At 46.1% G+C, this 14,468-nt stretch carries 11 protein-coding genes; 1 reads left to right on the top strand and 10 read right to left on the bottom strand.

Annotation, left to right across the window (positions count from 1 at the left end; genetic code table 11):
• Nucleotides 1–18: 18 nt before the first annotated feature.
• From HP548_RS29750 to HP548_RS29720, 7 genes are all read right to left on the bottom strand, one after another.
• Nucleotides 19–981 carry an NAD-dependent epimerase/dehydratase family protein gene (locus HP548_RS29750; protein WP_175383684.1) on the bottom strand — a complete coding sequence of 321 codons (963 nt, stop codon included), beginning with the start codon at nt 979–981 and terminating at the stop codon, nt 19–21.
• A 33-nt stretch (nt 982–1,014) separates the two neighbouring features.
• Complete coding sequence (locus tag HP548_RS29745; protein ID WP_217504861.1) at nt 1,015–1,683, bottom strand: sugar transferase; 669 nt, start codon at nt 1,681–1,683, stop codon at nt 1,015–1,017.
• A complete protein-coding gene (gene galU, locus HP548_RS29740; protein ID WP_079695397.1) occupies nt 1,680–2,588 on the bottom strand; it encodes a UTP--glucose-1-phosphate uridylyltransferase GalU in 909 nt (302 codons plus the stop codon). The genes HP548_RS29745 and galU overlap by 4 nt, the downstream gene beginning before the upstream one ends.
• A 262-nt stretch (nt 2,589–2,850) precedes the next feature.
• Nucleotides 2,851–3,534, bottom strand: a complete 684-nt coding sequence (locus tag HP548_RS29735; RefSeq protein WP_099855815.1) for a CpsD/CapB family tyrosine-protein kinase — start codon at nt 3,532–3,534, stop codon at nt 2,851–2,853.
• The gene (locus tag HP548_RS29730; RefSeq protein ID WP_099855813.1) at nt 3,515–4,267 is read right to left on the bottom strand and encodes a YveK family protein; all 753 of its coding nucleotides are present in this window, start codon (nt 4,265–4,267) and stop codon (nt 3,515–3,517) included. Before HP548_RS29730 ends, HP548_RS29735 begins: the two co-directional genes overlap by 20 nt.
• A gap of 66 nt (nt 4,268–4,333) precedes the next feature.
• Nucleotides 4,334–5,092 (bottom strand): tyrosine-protein phosphatase, encoded by a 759-nt coding sequence (locus HP548_RS29725; RefSeq protein WP_175383683.1) that lies wholly within the window; start codon nt 5,090–5,092, stop codon nt 4,334–4,336.
• Between the two features lie 153 nt (nt 5,093–5,245).
• Nucleotides 5,246–5,680, bottom strand: a complete 435-nt coding sequence (locus HP548_RS29720) for a hypothetical protein (RefSeq protein ID WP_175383682.1) — start codon at nt 5,678–5,680, stop codon at nt 5,246–5,248.
• A 332-nt stretch (nt 5,681–6,012) separates the two neighbouring features.
• Here HP548_RS29720 and HP548_RS29715 point away from each other — a divergent pair, with 332 nt between their 5' ends.
• On the top strand, nt 6,013–6,381 hold the full coding sequence (locus HP548_RS29715) for a helix-turn-helix domain-containing protein (RefSeq protein ID WP_024632898.1): 369 nt from the start codon (nt 6,013–6,015) through the stop codon (nt 6,379–6,381).
• 102 nt (nt 6,382–6,483) lie between these two features.
• Here HP548_RS29715 and HP548_RS29710 read toward each other — a convergent pair whose 3' ends face one another.
• From HP548_RS29710 to HP548_RS29700, 3 genes are all read right to left on the bottom strand, one after another.
• On the bottom strand, nt 6,484–6,639 hold the full coding sequence (locus HP548_RS29710) for a hypothetical protein (RefSeq protein ID WP_175383681.1): 156 nt from the start codon (nt 6,637–6,639) through the stop codon (nt 6,484–6,486).
• Between the two features lie 224 nt (nt 6,640–6,863).
• On the bottom strand, nt 6,864–11,462 hold the full coding sequence (gene gltB / locus HP548_RS29705) for a glutamate synthase large subunit (protein ID WP_175383680.1): 4,599 nt from the start codon (nt 11,460–11,462) through the stop codon (nt 6,864–6,866).
• A 675-nt stretch (nt 11,463–12,137) separates the two neighbouring features.
• Nucleotides 12,138–14,420 carry a YhgE/Pip family protein gene (locus HP548_RS29700; RefSeq protein WP_175383679.1) on the bottom strand — a complete coding sequence of 761 codons (2,283 nt, stop codon included), beginning with the start codon at nt 14,418–14,420 and terminating at the stop codon, nt 12,138–12,140.
• Nucleotides 14,421–14,468 lie beyond the last annotated feature (48 nt).

The raw sequence follows: 14,468 nt of genomic DNA, 5'->3' as shown, positions 1-14,468 counted from the left end.
AACTCACTTTGTTCAGCTTCATGAGGTTTCCTGCAGCATCGCCCGGTAATGGTGGATCGTAAGTTGTAATCCTTCTTCCAAGCCAATCTCAGGTTCCCAATTTAAAATTTCTCGAGCCTTGTCAATGACCGGACGTCTAACCTTAGGGTCATCTTCTGGCAAAGGTAAAAAAACGAGATTGCTGTCTGATTGCGTAAGCTCTTTAACCAAACGAGCAACTTCAAGTACGCTATATTCCGTGGGATTTCCAATGTTGATAATTTCTCCATTTGCTCTATCTACTGCCATCAGTTGCTGTAGTCCTCGAATGTTATCATCCACATAACAGAAGGAGCGAGTCTGTGATCCGTCACCATACACCGTGATATCCTGCCCCGTCAGTGCCTGTGTTACAAAGTTGGAAATGACACGACCGTCATCGTTTCGTAGTCCTGAGGAATACGTATTAAAAATACGCGCTACCTTCACGGGAACACTGTGTTTCGTGTAGTATTCATAACAAAAAACTTCTCCCAAACGCTTGGCCTCATCATAACAGGCCCTTGGTCCCCAAGTGTTCACATTACCTCGATAACTTTCAGGCTGTGGATGAACTTCAGGATCTCCATAAGCTTCACTCGTACTAGAATATAGGAACTTTGCTCCTTTGGTACGAGCGAGCTCCAGCAAATGATAGGTTCCTCGAGTGTTCACCCAGATCGTCCCGATCGAATCTGCCTGATAGAACTTGGGTGAAGCGGGTGAAGCCAAATGATAGACTTCATCCACTGGCTGATCTACCAGAAAATCCAGTGAGTCGGGTAGCGTAACATCAGCTTCACGGAAAAAAAAGAGGGGGCTGTTAGCCACCTCTTGCAGATTTTTAGATATGCCTGTTGAAAGGTTATCTATTCCGGTAACCTGATGTCCTTGATCAATTAATGATTTGACTAGATGTGAGCCCAAAAAACCCGCCGCGCCAGTCACTACAACATGTTTCAATGCGATCACGCTCCATATTATCTAAAGAGTTGGTTAAAATGTATTACTTTTGATCATAACGCCAACGGTTTTAAAAATGATAATGATATCCATCTTCATAGAGACGTTGGAGATATAGTGAAAATCATATTGCAGATTATGGTGAATCGGTTCCTTGCGAACATCACTTACTTGCCATAATCCAGTAATCCCTGGTTTCACCAGAAAACGTCTGCGCTCCAGATCCGTGTAGCTTTCTTCTACGATTCGCTTCATTTCAGGTCTGGGACCTATAAAGCTCATGTCACCCTTGATAATATTAAGCAATTGTGGCAGCTCATCCAGGCTAGTTTTACGAAGTAATCTACCCAGCCGTGTAATTCTCGGATCATCGCTTGTCGTTGGAGATACGCCATATTTCGGCGCATCCGTACGCATCGTTCTGAATTTATAAATACTAAATTTAACTCCGTTTTTCCCGTAACGTTCTTGTCTGAATATTACAGGTCCTTTGGAATCAAGCTTAATCATAATTGCTGCAACAAGCATGACCGGTGATGTAATCAGCAACAACACAGCCGCAATAATAAAATCGATAAACGGTTTTATTATGTCAGCATATCCGCCAACACGCTGGGAGTAAGGCTGTTCCAATACTGCCGAAGTGCCATCCTTGACCAGGGCTTCTCCACTCCCAAAGTATTCCGGTCTTGAAAGTTTCACAGACTATCCCCTCCTGCTACAAGCATTTGATTCAATTGTTCCTTCATTAAAATCTCTTCTATCGCCATTAGGACCGGCGCACGCAATTCTTTATTTTTGAGAGCAAAATCAAGTGTGGTCAGGATATAGCCCAGTTTCTCACCGACGTCAAATCGGGACCCTTCAAAATCATAAGCACTAATTCCTTCATCCCGATTCAGCATTTGCAGCGCATCCGTGAGCTGGATCTCACCACCTGCACCCACATTTTGTTCTTCCAGATACTCAAATACCTTAGGTGTCAAAATATATCGGCCCATAATAGCCAAGTTGGAAGGTGCTGTACCCAATGGAGGTTTTTCAACCATACTGTTTACAGAGGACAAGCGTCCCTCTGTATGCAGGGGATCAATAATTCCATAGCGGTAGGTTTCACTTGGACTTACTGTTTTCACTCCGAGTACAGACTGGTTGACCTTCTCATATTGCTGAATGAGTTGCTTCGTGCACGGCACATCCGAAACCACAATATCATCGCCGAGCAATACAGCAAATGGCTCATTTCCAATAAAGTTTCGAGCACACCATACAGCATGCCCGAGTCCCAGCGCTTCCTTCTGCCTTATGTAATGAATATCAACGTTGGAGGACTTCCGGACTTCTTCCAGTAAGCTGAGCTTTCCTTTTTCGAGCAGATTTTGCTCCAGTTCAAACGCGCTGTCAAAATGATCTTCAATCGCACGTTTTCCCTTGCCCGTTACAATAATAATGTCCTCAATCCCGGAAGCTACAGCTTCTTCAACGATGTATTGAATGGTTGGTTTATCCACAATAGGGAGCATTTCTTTAGGCATTGCCTTTGTAGCGGGTAAAAATCGGGTTCCCAATCCGGCTGCGGGAATGATTGCTTTCCTCACTTTAGTCATAAATACCACCCTATCCATTATTATTTTTTATGTTTAAAAGCATGAGTTGGATCATTTATTAAAATCCATGAAATCATGAAATAAATTGATGCAATTCTTACTTTTAATTTCATAAAAGGGCATTAAACCCATCCTCACATCACACCCTTGACGATATACGTCTAAGGTACACTACCCACAGTGTGACCGAGTGCCTACCTTGATAAAGGTATAGTAGACATCACCTTTGATGATATTATCTTTAGTTTAATGCGCACATTCGTTATGCATTTCCACCATAATAAGAACTTCGACTTTTGGGCAGCTGAACATTATTCAAGACGGCTCCAAGGATACGTGCGTTCACATGCTCAAGATGGGCTTTTGCCTTTTTGACAAGATCTTTTTTCACCTTGCCCGCGCTCACAACAAGAATTACTCCATCACACAATGAACTAATAATTAAAGCATCTGTAACCGCCAGAACAGGTGGTGTATCAAATAAAATCACATCGTATTCTTCTTTCAAATCCTGGAGCAAAGCCGTCATTTTACGAGATCCAATCATCTCTGAAGGATTAGGAGGTATAGGGCCGGAAGACAAAACATGCAGCCCTTCCACTCCGGTTTCTCGAAGTACTTCCGTAACTTTATATTGGCTGGATAAAACACTCGTTAGCCCCACATGGTTAGGAACATTAAACATGCGATGCACCGTAGGTTTGCGTAAATCGGTATCCATCAGAAGGACCTTCTTCCCTTCCTGCGCGTATGTAACTGCCAGATTACCGATTGTTGTCGTTTTCCCTTCACCGGACAACGCCGAAGCAATCATGATCGTTTGAATCTGACTATCAATAGAAGAAAATTGAATATTGGTTCTTAACTTCCGGTAAGATTCAGATGAAGTAGATTTAGGATTAGCCATTGTTACAAGGGTCCCTTTCTCATTGGTTAACCGTGGCATACTGGCCATCACCTACCTGTTTTTGAGATGTTGTTGATTGCTTGGATAAACGAGCTTCCTCTTTTCTGATTCTGGAGATAACAGCAAGTGTGGGGATACCCAGTTCTTTTTCCAATTCATCCTCCGTCTTCAAGGTATCATCCAGATATTCCAACAGGAATATAAATCCTATAGATAGTAAGAGACCAACAAGGAAACTAATCAGAATGTTTATAACAGGATTTACATTAATAGGTTTAGAGGAATCCGTAGGCTTGGCTTCACTCAGAATGGTTACGTTGTCCACTTTCATGATTACGGGGATTTGGGATTTAAACACTTTGGCAACGGCGTTTACTGTTTTCGCTGCTTTTTCAGAAGATAAACCGGTGGCGGTCAAACTCATAACCTGGGATTCGTTCGCGGTCGTTACCCTTATGCTCTGTGCTAGTTGATTCCCGCTCATATCTAGATCGGGATATGTAGCAGCAACTTTATCGAGAATTGCTGAAGATTTAATAATTTCGATATAGGAATTAATCACTTTAATATTGGTTTGAATCGAACTAATATCAAGGCTTGGAACACCTTGAACGTTATATGCCTGGTTCACGATTAATTTGGCATTTGCCTCATATAAAGGTACAGTCAAAAAATAATTTTTAACACCTGCCCCTATGCAAGCAACCGCAACAAAGGCAACAATAATCCAAATTCGTTTTCGTAAAATTTGCATATACTCTTTTAACTCCATCTCGTATTCCTCCCATTTAAATCAGCAATTATGATGAAGAACGGTGTCTTATATATTTTCATCCAGTTACCAGAACAACAATTTACGCTTCATCATTACGGGTTTTTCCGGCTCTATGATTTGATTGTTCCATACCGACCAAGCATTATTTTGCAAACTTTGAACCAGTTGATTTCCAAATCGGCGTTCAAGCAAACGGTAAGCGGCTTTCATTGAAAATGTTCTTTTTTCCATATCATGGGCATCTGATGAAATGAAATGAAATCCGTTTTCTTTGCAAAAATGAAAACACCATCTCTGAACTTTTCGTCCGAAAAGTCCTATGACCGATTGAGCCGTGATTTGACATAGAGCACCTTGCCCAACATATTCAACCAATAAATCGGGATTGTTCTGGATTGGACGATTTCGTTCGGGATGAGCAATAATTGGAATGATCCCCGCCAACTTAAGTTCTTGGAGTATCCCGGGGAACTGCGAGGGGATATGACCAAAGGGCAATTCCAGCAACATGTAACGACTCCCGGCGAGTGTGCAGCACTTTCCTGCGTATAAGTCTGCAATCAGGTTGTCATGTACCCTGATCTCCTGTCCGGGACGGATCTCCAAGCGAATATTGCGTTTGCGAAGTTCTGCTTGTAGCAGGTCCACTGCCTGATTGACCACGTTGGGTTGATTGTTGTACTGCCCGTTCAGGTGATGCGGAGTAGCAATGATCGAGGTAATTCCTGAGGCTGCCGCCTTCTCAGCCATCGCAACGGACTGCTCCATTCGAACAGGGCCATCATCCAGACCGGATAAAATGTGGCAGTGCATTTCAACCATATCCAAACTTCCTGAAATAGTATGATCCCCCTCGCCCCTTTATTCATTGCGCAAATGCTTTTGGTGTTAAAGAACTAATGCATAACGCTATGAAATATAGTAAAATGGCGTTAAGTACATGCTTGTTCAGAATATGTTTAGAATGTGTTCAACTCATATGGTAAAATCAATGTAATGATAGGTTTCCTGCAAGTTAGGTTGTTCCGATGCCTTCTCATACTGAAACCGGGAAACGGTCGGAAACTGAACTTCTCGAATCATTGTATTTAACTGTCCCGTTATATATAGTGTCTGCTCTTGCTGAATATGCAAGCTTGAATGATACAATGTGAGCTCACCGAAGGGCTGTTTCCATTGCAACCTTGCGTGGAGTCGTACACATACATGGCTATCTTCTACATCCAAACCAATCAGCATCTCTGATGAGATTGGCAAGTCCAGGTCGCTCAGGAAGGTGATCGCTCGTGTGTCCATACCAAGCAACAGAACGGGGCGTCTTTTGCGGTCTACCAATTTGCCATGAAACTCCTGAATGTACATATGGACATTTAACTTGAGATCCGCCCATTCCTGAATCATTGAATTCATGGCTTCATTCCTTTAGAATGGATTAGCTTACAAGAGTTGCCTATACTCCTTCTCACAGGTATATTGGCTAGGCAACGTGGTCATACTTAAAATATCCCAAATGATACATTTTGTAACTCCATACGTCCAATTTACGATACAATTTGTATCATGTCAAGCAGTATTTGGACATGGTTCTTTTGATTTACGACAATATGAGATGTCCTTAGACAGACCTATATTCAAATAGGACTACTAAGGCGTTACGATGATGCAGGAAAGCTGCCCTGATCAAACACTTGGCTCAGGATTGTTCTAATATATATTTGATGGCGTTCAGGGGGAAATAGCATATGAGCTACGGAAATCGCATTGCTGAATTAAGGGAACAGCGGGGACTTACTCAAGAAGAACTTGCGAGCTCCATTCATATTACAAGAGCTGCTCTCTCCCACTACGAGAAAAACCGACGCAAACCGGATTTCGAAGTGTTAACGAGACTTGCTGACATCTTTGGCGTATCCATTGATTATCTCATTGGACGGACGAAACAAAGTGATGTCGTAATGGATGAGGATGTAAGGGAGTTCGTGGACGCCCTCGAATTATCGGATAAGGAAGTGCTGGAACGCTTCGGCCTGATGATTGATGGCAAACCCTTAACAGAAGAAGAGGCACGTCGTTTTATTGCTTTTGTCCGTATGGAACGTAGTATGGATTAAATCCGCAAAGAAGACCCAGTACCGAGAAATACCATTCTCCGGTTGCTGGGCTTTTTTATGTCTTGATTTCCCTCCATCTATTCTAGGCTTGTCGATGTGTTGTCAAGCGCGCTTGTTGTTGTCGGAGGATACGAAATGGTTCCAACGCTCCGGGTCGATTCCGCATTGTAGTAAAACTTTCATGATGTCCATCTGGGTAGCTTCGACTGGTTTACCTTTCGGCTTACGGTCGCCCCTGCTTGGTTGCTTCATATTCATTCCGCTAACCTCTCTTATCTTTATACTTTCCCTGCACTCCAAAACTAGCCTTATTATACTTGAGAAAGTTCCTCAATGTTGTCGTCTCATGGCGATAGCGTTTTTTGTCTAGGTTCTAATTTTGTCGAAAACCAAATAGGAGCTCTACGGCGCCGGTTTGGCAGCCATAAAGCTCCTATAATTCTTAAGACAACCTGTTCATGCATTCAAACAGGGATGGTGAATCAACCTCCTGCACGTGCGAGTTCACGCATGTTTGCTTCAAATGCAGCCAGCAAAGCAGCCTCTCCGGTCAGGCCCGTTGCCTGAATCCGTTCGATTTGCTCAGTCATTCGTTTGAAGTCCTTTGGAATAACCCGAACAAATTGATCTAAAGATTGCTGCCAGTTATCCAGAATGCGCTGCCCCGCCTCACTGCCTGTGTTCGCAACGTGACGCTGAATCATGCCTCGCAGATCAGCACTCTCAGAGACATCTTCGATACGCTCCAAAAGTACCATTTCCAGATTACAACGTTTCAGGAATGTGCCTTTCGGATCATACACATAAGCGATACCTCCGGACATCCCGGCTGCGAAGTTACGACCTGTATCACCCAGAACGACGACACGTCCCCCCGTCATGTACTCACAACCATGGTCGCCTACACCTTCAACAACCACTTTGGCACCCGAGTTCCGCACAGCGAACCGCTCTCCCGCAATACCACGAATATACGCCTCACCACTGGTTGCACCGTATAGAGCCGTGTTACCAATGATGATGTTATCTTCGGCATCAAATGTGGCTTTCGGTGAAGGCATGACGATCAGTTTACCTCCGGACAACCCTTTACCTACATAGTCATTGGAATCCCCTTCAACGGTCAATGTAATACCTCTAGGTACAAAGGCCCCGAAGCTTTGTCCAGCGGACCCGACAAATTTGAATTGAACCGTATCTTCAGGCAATCCTGCTATTCCATATTTGCGCGTAATTTCACTACCCAAAATGGTACCTACTGCACGGTTTACATTGGTAATTGGAAGCACCGCTTCAACCGGTTGACCGGATTCAAGCGCAGGTTGCGCCAATGGCAGCAACTGCTGCATATCCAGCGTCTCTTCCAATTGGTGGTTTTGATGCTGTGTACGGTAACGTGCAGAGCCTTCTGGCATTTCAGGCACATGCAACAATACCGACAGATCTACACCTTTTTTCTTCCAGTGGTCTACAGCCTCTACCGTTTCGAGGCAATCGGTACGACCTACCATTTCCTGAATGGTACGGAAGCCAAGATCAGCCATGATTTCGCGAACGTCTTCAGCGACAAAACGCATGAAGTTAACGACATGAGCAGGATCTCCCGTGTAATTTTTACGCAATTCAGGGTTTTGTGTTGCTACACCTACCGGACATGTATCCATCTGGCAGACACGCATCATGATACAGCCAAGTGCAACGAGTGGTGCTGTAGAGAATCCATACTCTTCAGCTCCCAGCAAAGCAGCGATGGCCAAGTCACGACCATTCAGCATTTTTCCGTCTGTTTCCAGTACGACACGGTCACGCAGATTGTTCAGCATCAACGTTTGATGCGTTTCTGCAAGTCCCAGCTCCCAAGGCATACCCGCGTGGCGAATCGAACCCTGTGGAGAAGCCCCAGTTCCACCGTCATAACCGCTGACGAGGATTATGTCGGCACGACCTTTAGCAACACCAGCAGCAATCGTTCCAACGCCGACTTCGGATACCAATTTAACGTTGATCTCTGCACGTGGATTGGCATTTTTCAAGTCATAGATCAACTCGGCCAGATCCTCAATCGAGTAGATATCATGATGCGGTGGCGGAGAGATCAGACCTACACCCGGTGTTGATCCACGAACCTCAGCAACCCAAGGGTACACCTTACGTCCAGGCAACTGTCCACCTTCACCCGGTTTTGCTCCCTGTGCCATCTTGATCTGAATCTCGTCGGCATTAACCAGATAGTTGGATGTTACACCAAAACGTCCGGATGCCACCTGTTTGATCGCACTGCGGCGAGAATCACCGTTACTATCTTTAATGAAGCGAGCCGGATCTTCGCCGCCTTCACCTGTATTGGATTTACCACCAACACGGTTCATCGCAATAGCAAGATCTTCGTGTGCCTCTTTGCTGATTGAACCGAAGGACATTGCCCCTGTTTTGAATCGGCGCATAATATCTTCGACGGACTCTACTTCTTCCAAAGGAATCGCAGGACCGACTGGTTTCAGTCTCAGCATGGAGCGAATGGTCAGCAACTGATCATTTTCGCCTTGCACGAGTTTGGAATACTTTTTATACAGTTTGTAATCACCAGTGCGTACTGCATGCTGCAGCGTATGGATCGTTTGCGGATTGAACAGATGCTCTTCTCCGTCGTTACGCCATTGGTATTCCCCGCCGGAATCAAGCACTTTGTCATTGCCATCTTTGTCCGTAAAGGCACGGTTGTGATGAGTCAATGCTTCGGCAGCCACTTCTTCCAGGCCAATCCCGCCAATTCGGGAAGGCGTCCACGTAAAGTAACGATCAACGAAGTCCGATTTCAGACCCACCGCTTCGAAAATTTGGGCCCCACGATAGGATTGAATCGTCGAAATTCCCATTTTGGACAATATTTTAATAACGCCTTTGGTAGCGGCTTTAATGTAGTTCTTCACGGCTTTCTCATGTGAGATGCCACGCAGCAGCCCTTGCTGAATCATGTCATCCAGCGTTTCAAACGCCAGATATGGGTTCACCGCACTTACGCCGTAACCAAGCAACAAGGCATAGTGATGAATATCACGCGGCTCTGCCGATTCCAGCAAAATGCTGACTTTGGTTCTGGTTCCTTTACGAATCAGATGATGATGCAAACCTGCTACAGCCAGCAATGCTGGAATAGCCGCATTCTCGGCGTCCACACCACGGTCAGACAGGATCAAAATGTTGTGACCTTTGTCAATGACACGGTCTGAAGCTTCGAAGAGCAGTTCCATCGCTTTGCGAAGTCCTTCTGCGCCCTCTTTTGCTGTAAAGAAGATCGGAATCGTCATGGAACGGAAGCCCGGACGACGAACATGGCGAATCTTCGCAAAATCTTCATTAGAAAGTACCGGTGTATCCAAACGAATCTGACGACAGCTCTCCGGTTCAGGATTCAGCAGGTTACGCTCAGGTCCGATCGTAGTTGCTGTAGACGTTACAATCTCTTCACGAATTGCGTCGATCGGTGGATTGGTAACTTGTGCAAACATTTGTTTAAAATAGTTATACAGACGCTGCGGACGATCCGATAGAACCGCCAGTGGTGCATCATAACCCATGGAGCCTGTAGCTTCCATACCTGTTGAAGCCATTGGCTCCAACACTTTGCGCAACTCTTCAAATGTATATCCATACGCCAGCTGAAGCTGGGTCACGTTATCATGTTTTGGATCAGGCAGTTCCGGTGCATCCGGCAACTCATTCAGATCCATCAGATGCTCATCGAGCCAATCCTGATACGGATTCTCGGCCGCAATGAGAGCTTTCACTTCCTCATCCGCAATTATACGTCCTTGTTGTGTATCGACAAGCAGCATACGTCCAGGACGCAGACGATCTTTGTAAAGAATTTCTTCAGGAGCGATATCAAGTACCCCAACCTCAGAGGACAAAATAATGCGGTCGTCTTTCGTTACATAGTAACGTGCAGGACGGAGACCATTACGGTCAAGAGTTGCACCAATCTGTAAACCGTCGGTAAAGGCCATTGCTGCCGGTCCATCCCACGGCTCCATCATCGTGCTGTGATATTCATAGAATGCCTTCTTGGCAGGGTCCATTCCCTCATCTGTACTCCAAGGCTCAGGAACCATCATCATGGCCACGTGTGGCAATGAACGGCCGCTCAAATACAGGAACTCCAGTGTGTTATCAAACATGGCCGTATCCGAACCATCCGGATTGATAACCGGTTTTACTTTCGAGATGTCGTTACCGAACAATTCGCTCTCAAACAGCGACTGCCGGGCATGCATCCAGTTCACGTTACCACGCATCGTATTGATCTCACCGTTGTGGATCATGAAGCGATACGGGTGGGCACGTTCCCAGCTTGGGAATGTATTCGTACTGAAACGGGAGTGAACAAGCGCAATCGCTGATTCCACGAGATCTTCCTGAAGATCCAGATAGAACTGTCCCACCTGTTCCGTTGTCAGCATGCCTTTGTAGACGATTTTGCGACAGGACAAGCTTGGCAGGTAGAATGAACCACCTTCTGCTTCATCCGCCGAATAACGAATAGCCAGCTCCGCACGTCTACGAATGACGTACAATTTCCGTTCAAATCCCAATTCATCCTTAACATCTGCCGATCTTCCAATGAACACCTGACGCACATAAGGCTTCGCTGCAAGCGCAGAACGTCCCAGCATCTCATCAAACGTAGGCACATCCCGGAAACCCAGGAACGTCTGGCCTTCTTCTTCGATGATCTTCTTAAGGCTCTCTTCATGCGCGCTCCGAATGACAGGGTCCTGTGAAAGGAACAGCATCCCTACGCCGTAAAAGCCCTGTTCAGGTAATGCAAAACCAAGACGGTCCGCTTCCTGTGCAAAATAGCGATGTGGAATCTGGATCAAGATACCGGCTCCGTCACCGGAATTCGGCTCACTGCCCTGTCCTCCGCGGTGTTCCATGTTACTGAGCATGGTCAGTGCCTGACTAACGATGTCGTGTGAAGGTACTCCTTTGATGTTGGCAACAAAACCCATTCCGCATGCGTCTTTTTCGAACTGTGGGTCGTACAGACCCTGTTTAGGAGGTAATCCGATGTGTCTCATGGAACGCAACCTTTCTATAGTGAAGTATTTCGGAAAGATCAAGAACATAGGCAACAAGCAACAATAAAACGGGAGGGGCGGGCATTTTCAACCTGAAAAATTGCCTGCTGGATGAACGAGGGCGACAGCAATAAGGGCTGTCAATCTTATAAATGCTGCTATTGCGGCAGAGGCCATCCATGAGATGAGCTGGTCCGGATCACCCGGTAAACAGCTTGGTATAACAACACGCAACCGCTGGCACGGCCGCTGATATGGAGCGACGTTTTTTGATATAGTTCTATTATTTTAACACCGACCTAACATCAGCGCAATTTAAACTTTTTAATACCTCTGATAAGAAATGTTTTGCAGTACAGCTTTAGTGTACTGATGCTAAAATTCATCTCTTTTTCGAATAATTATACACATTTTATGTCAGAGTACAACTAATTTTAATTGCTGACAAAAGAAAATCATTCCATATGTGGCCTGTGTTTAACCATAGTTGGGCCAATTTCTCTTGCCATGATCCTGCGAATATCTTCATCCTTATGCATTTGTATACAAAAAGAGTCTGCAGCCCATTTTCGGGTCGCAGACTCTTTGCACTATTTGACTACTATATTGCATAATTTTGATACTTGAGTTCAAAGTTTATTTTCACTATTCTGTCCTATTCCGGTTTAATTCGGCTTATGCCGTCACCACTTGACCGGATTCATTCACTTCGGCTTCTTTTTTGCGACGTCTGCCGCTCCAAAGGAAGAAAGCCAAGGTCAGCAACACAGATATACCTGCATAGATTGCCAGAATACCGACCTGATGCCACATCACATCGAAATTACCACTGGATACAACTGCTTTGAAGCCCATGATGCTGTGCGTCATTGGCAGCCAAGGGCTAAATGCCTGAAGCCACGACGGAATCAGCTCTACCGGGAAGGTTCCCGCACTTGCTGCAAGCTGGAAGACCAATAACAGAATGACAACATAACGCCCTGGCAAGTCAAGCCAAGTTACGAGGGCTTGAACAATAAACATAAAGGTCAGTCCCGTAAAGATCGTGAACAGATAGAACAGCGGTACGCTGTGTGTTTCCAGTCCAAGACCGTACAGCATGAAGCTTGCCACGATCACGGATTGGATAATGCTCACAAAACCGAATACGAGTGTACGGCTGACAAAACGGTTCCAACCTGTTGCACCCGGTACGGAAGTTTCCCGCATTTTCAAAACAATCGTTGAAATCAGCGATCCAACAAACAAACCGATGGACAGGAAGAACGGCGTCAACCCTGTACCATAATTGCTCACGTTCTCTGTTGTGTTCTCGGACGTATTCACAGGTTCAGCGAACATATTCACCACATCGTCCGTTTTCTTGACTTCTGATGTTTTCTGAGCCGCATCGTTCAGCTTGGTAGCCAGTTCGCTTGAGCCGTCTTTCAGCTCAGTTAAACCGTCTGCCAGCTTGCCTGCTCCGTCACCGAGTTGTTTGGAGCCGTCCGTTAGCGAACTCACACCACCGCTCAGTTTACCCACACCCGTTTGCAGGGCTGTAGTTCCGGACCCCAGTTGCTTGGCTCCATCTGCCAGCAATGTGCCGCCACTTGCAGCCTCGCCCAGCTTGCCGCTAAATTGCTTCAGACCATCGGAGAGTTTCGCTCCGCCTTGGCTAAGCTGTCCAGCGCCCGCCAGCAATTGCTGCTGACCATCCACCAACTGGTTCGCACCTGTCAGAAGCTGCTCTTGGCCTCCATGCAGCTCGGACGCACCTGCTGCCAGTTGCTGATTGCCCTGGTGTAATTGATCTGCACCTTGCGCAAGCTTCTGTTCGCTCTCATGCAGTTGCTTACTGCCTTCAGCGACCGCTGCACTGGCTGCCAGCAGCTTCTGTACGTCTTCACTGGCTGCCAGTTCAGGGTTGGATGCAGCTAACTGCTTCAACCCATCAGCAACGCCCTGAGCACCGTCAGCAACCTTACTGCTGCCATCTACTGCCGATTGAAGGCCAGTGGCCAAGGTGCCACTGCCTTGGACTGCACTTTGCAGACCCTCAGACAGCTTCGCACTGCCTTGCTCTGACGATTGCAGACCCGCTTGCAGCTTGCCTGCTCCGTCCACGGAAGATTTAAGTCCAGTTTCCAGCTTGGCACTGCCGTCCTTCAACTGGTCTGCACCGCTCTGAAGCTGGCTTGTCGCCGCAGCTTGAAGCTGCTGCAAACCGGATACCAGATTCGATGTACCACTTTCAAGTTTGGTTGCCCCCGTGTGTAGTGCATTGACACCATCACTTAATGGAGACAAGCCATCCTGAAGTTCCAATGTACCGGATGCCAGTTTCGCCAGATTATCCTTGAGCTTCACAGCTCCATCATCCAGCTTGCCTGCGCCCGTATTCAAGTCTCCTGCGCCATCGCCAGCTTCAGCCAATCCGTCCGATACTTCGGAAAATTTGTCGAGCAGGGTCTCCGCATAGGATTCCGTTACTTTGGCCGAAACTTTAGCTTTCAGATCTTTGATGGCCGTTTTGCCAATCTGCGCACCCACAAAGCTGTAATTTCCATTTGGTTCGTAGATCAGATCAGCCGGTTCTGGCTTATCATCAAGCAACGTGGTTGCCTGGGATGAAAAGTTTTCCGGGATCGTAATTTGCATATAATACTTGTCGTTTTCCATGCCTTCTTTGGCTTGGATGGCACTGACAAAATCCCATTTAAAATCTGCATTTTTCTTCAGTTCATCCACGAGGTCACTACCGACATGCAATGATTTGCCTTCCAGTTCTGCACCTTTATCAAGGTTAACAACCGCAACCGGCATTTCATCGACATGACCATATGGGTCCCAGTAGGCAGCCAAATAGATACCACTATATAGAATCGGTATAAACAAAATTGCAATAACGGGGATCAACACCTTCGGGTTTCTCACGGCCGATCCCACATCCTTGAAAAACACGGATAAAGATTTCATGTCATTTTCTCCCCTTGTTCTCTCTGCTTCCTAAGCAGAATAACCATA

The organism is Paenibacillus taichungensis (genome assembly GCF_013359905.1).
Lineage (GTDB): Bacteria > Bacillota > Bacilli > Paenibacillales > Paenibacillaceae > Paenibacillus > Paenibacillus taichungensis.
Note: the sequence above shows the minus strand (reverse complement) of the source record. Positions and strands in the feature narration are given on the sequence as shown.

Bases quoted from the DNA above. Each gene is read 5' to 3' on its own strand.
- galU (WP_079695397.1), bottom strand. From the start codon at position 2,588: ATGACTAAAGTGAGGAAAGCAATCATTCCCGCAGCCGGATTGGGAACC.
- HP548_RS29735 (WP_099855815.1), bottom strand. From the start codon at position 3,534: ATGCCACGGTTAACCAATGAGAAAGGGACCCTTGTAACAATGGCTAAT.
- HP548_RS29730 (WP_099855813.1), bottom strand. From the start codon at position 4,267: ATGGAGTTAAAAGAGTATATGCAAATTTTACGAAAACGAATTTGGATT.
- HP548_RS29725 (WP_175383683.1), bottom strand. From the start codon at position 5,092: ATGGTTGAAATGCACTGCCACATTTTATCCGGTCTGGATGATGGCCCT.
- HP548_RS29720 (WP_175383682.1), bottom strand. From the start codon at position 5,680: ATGAATTCAATGATTCAGGAATGGGCGGATCTCAAGTTAAATGTCCAT.
- HP548_RS29715 (WP_024632898.1), top strand. From the start codon at position 6,013: ATGAGCTACGGAAATCGCATTGCTGAATTAAGGGAACAGCGGGGACTT.
- HP548_RS29710 (WP_175383681.1), bottom strand. From the start codon at position 6,639: ATGAATATGAAGCAACCAAGCAGGGGCGACCGTAAGCCGAAAGGTAAA.
- gltB (WP_175383680.1), bottom strand. From the start codon at position 11,462: ATGAGACACATCGGATTACCTCCTAAACAGGGTCTGTACGACCCACAG.
- HP548_RS29700 (WP_175383679.1), bottom strand. From the start codon at position 14,420: ATGAAATCTTTATCCGTGTTTTTCAAGGATGTGGGATCGGCCGTGAGA.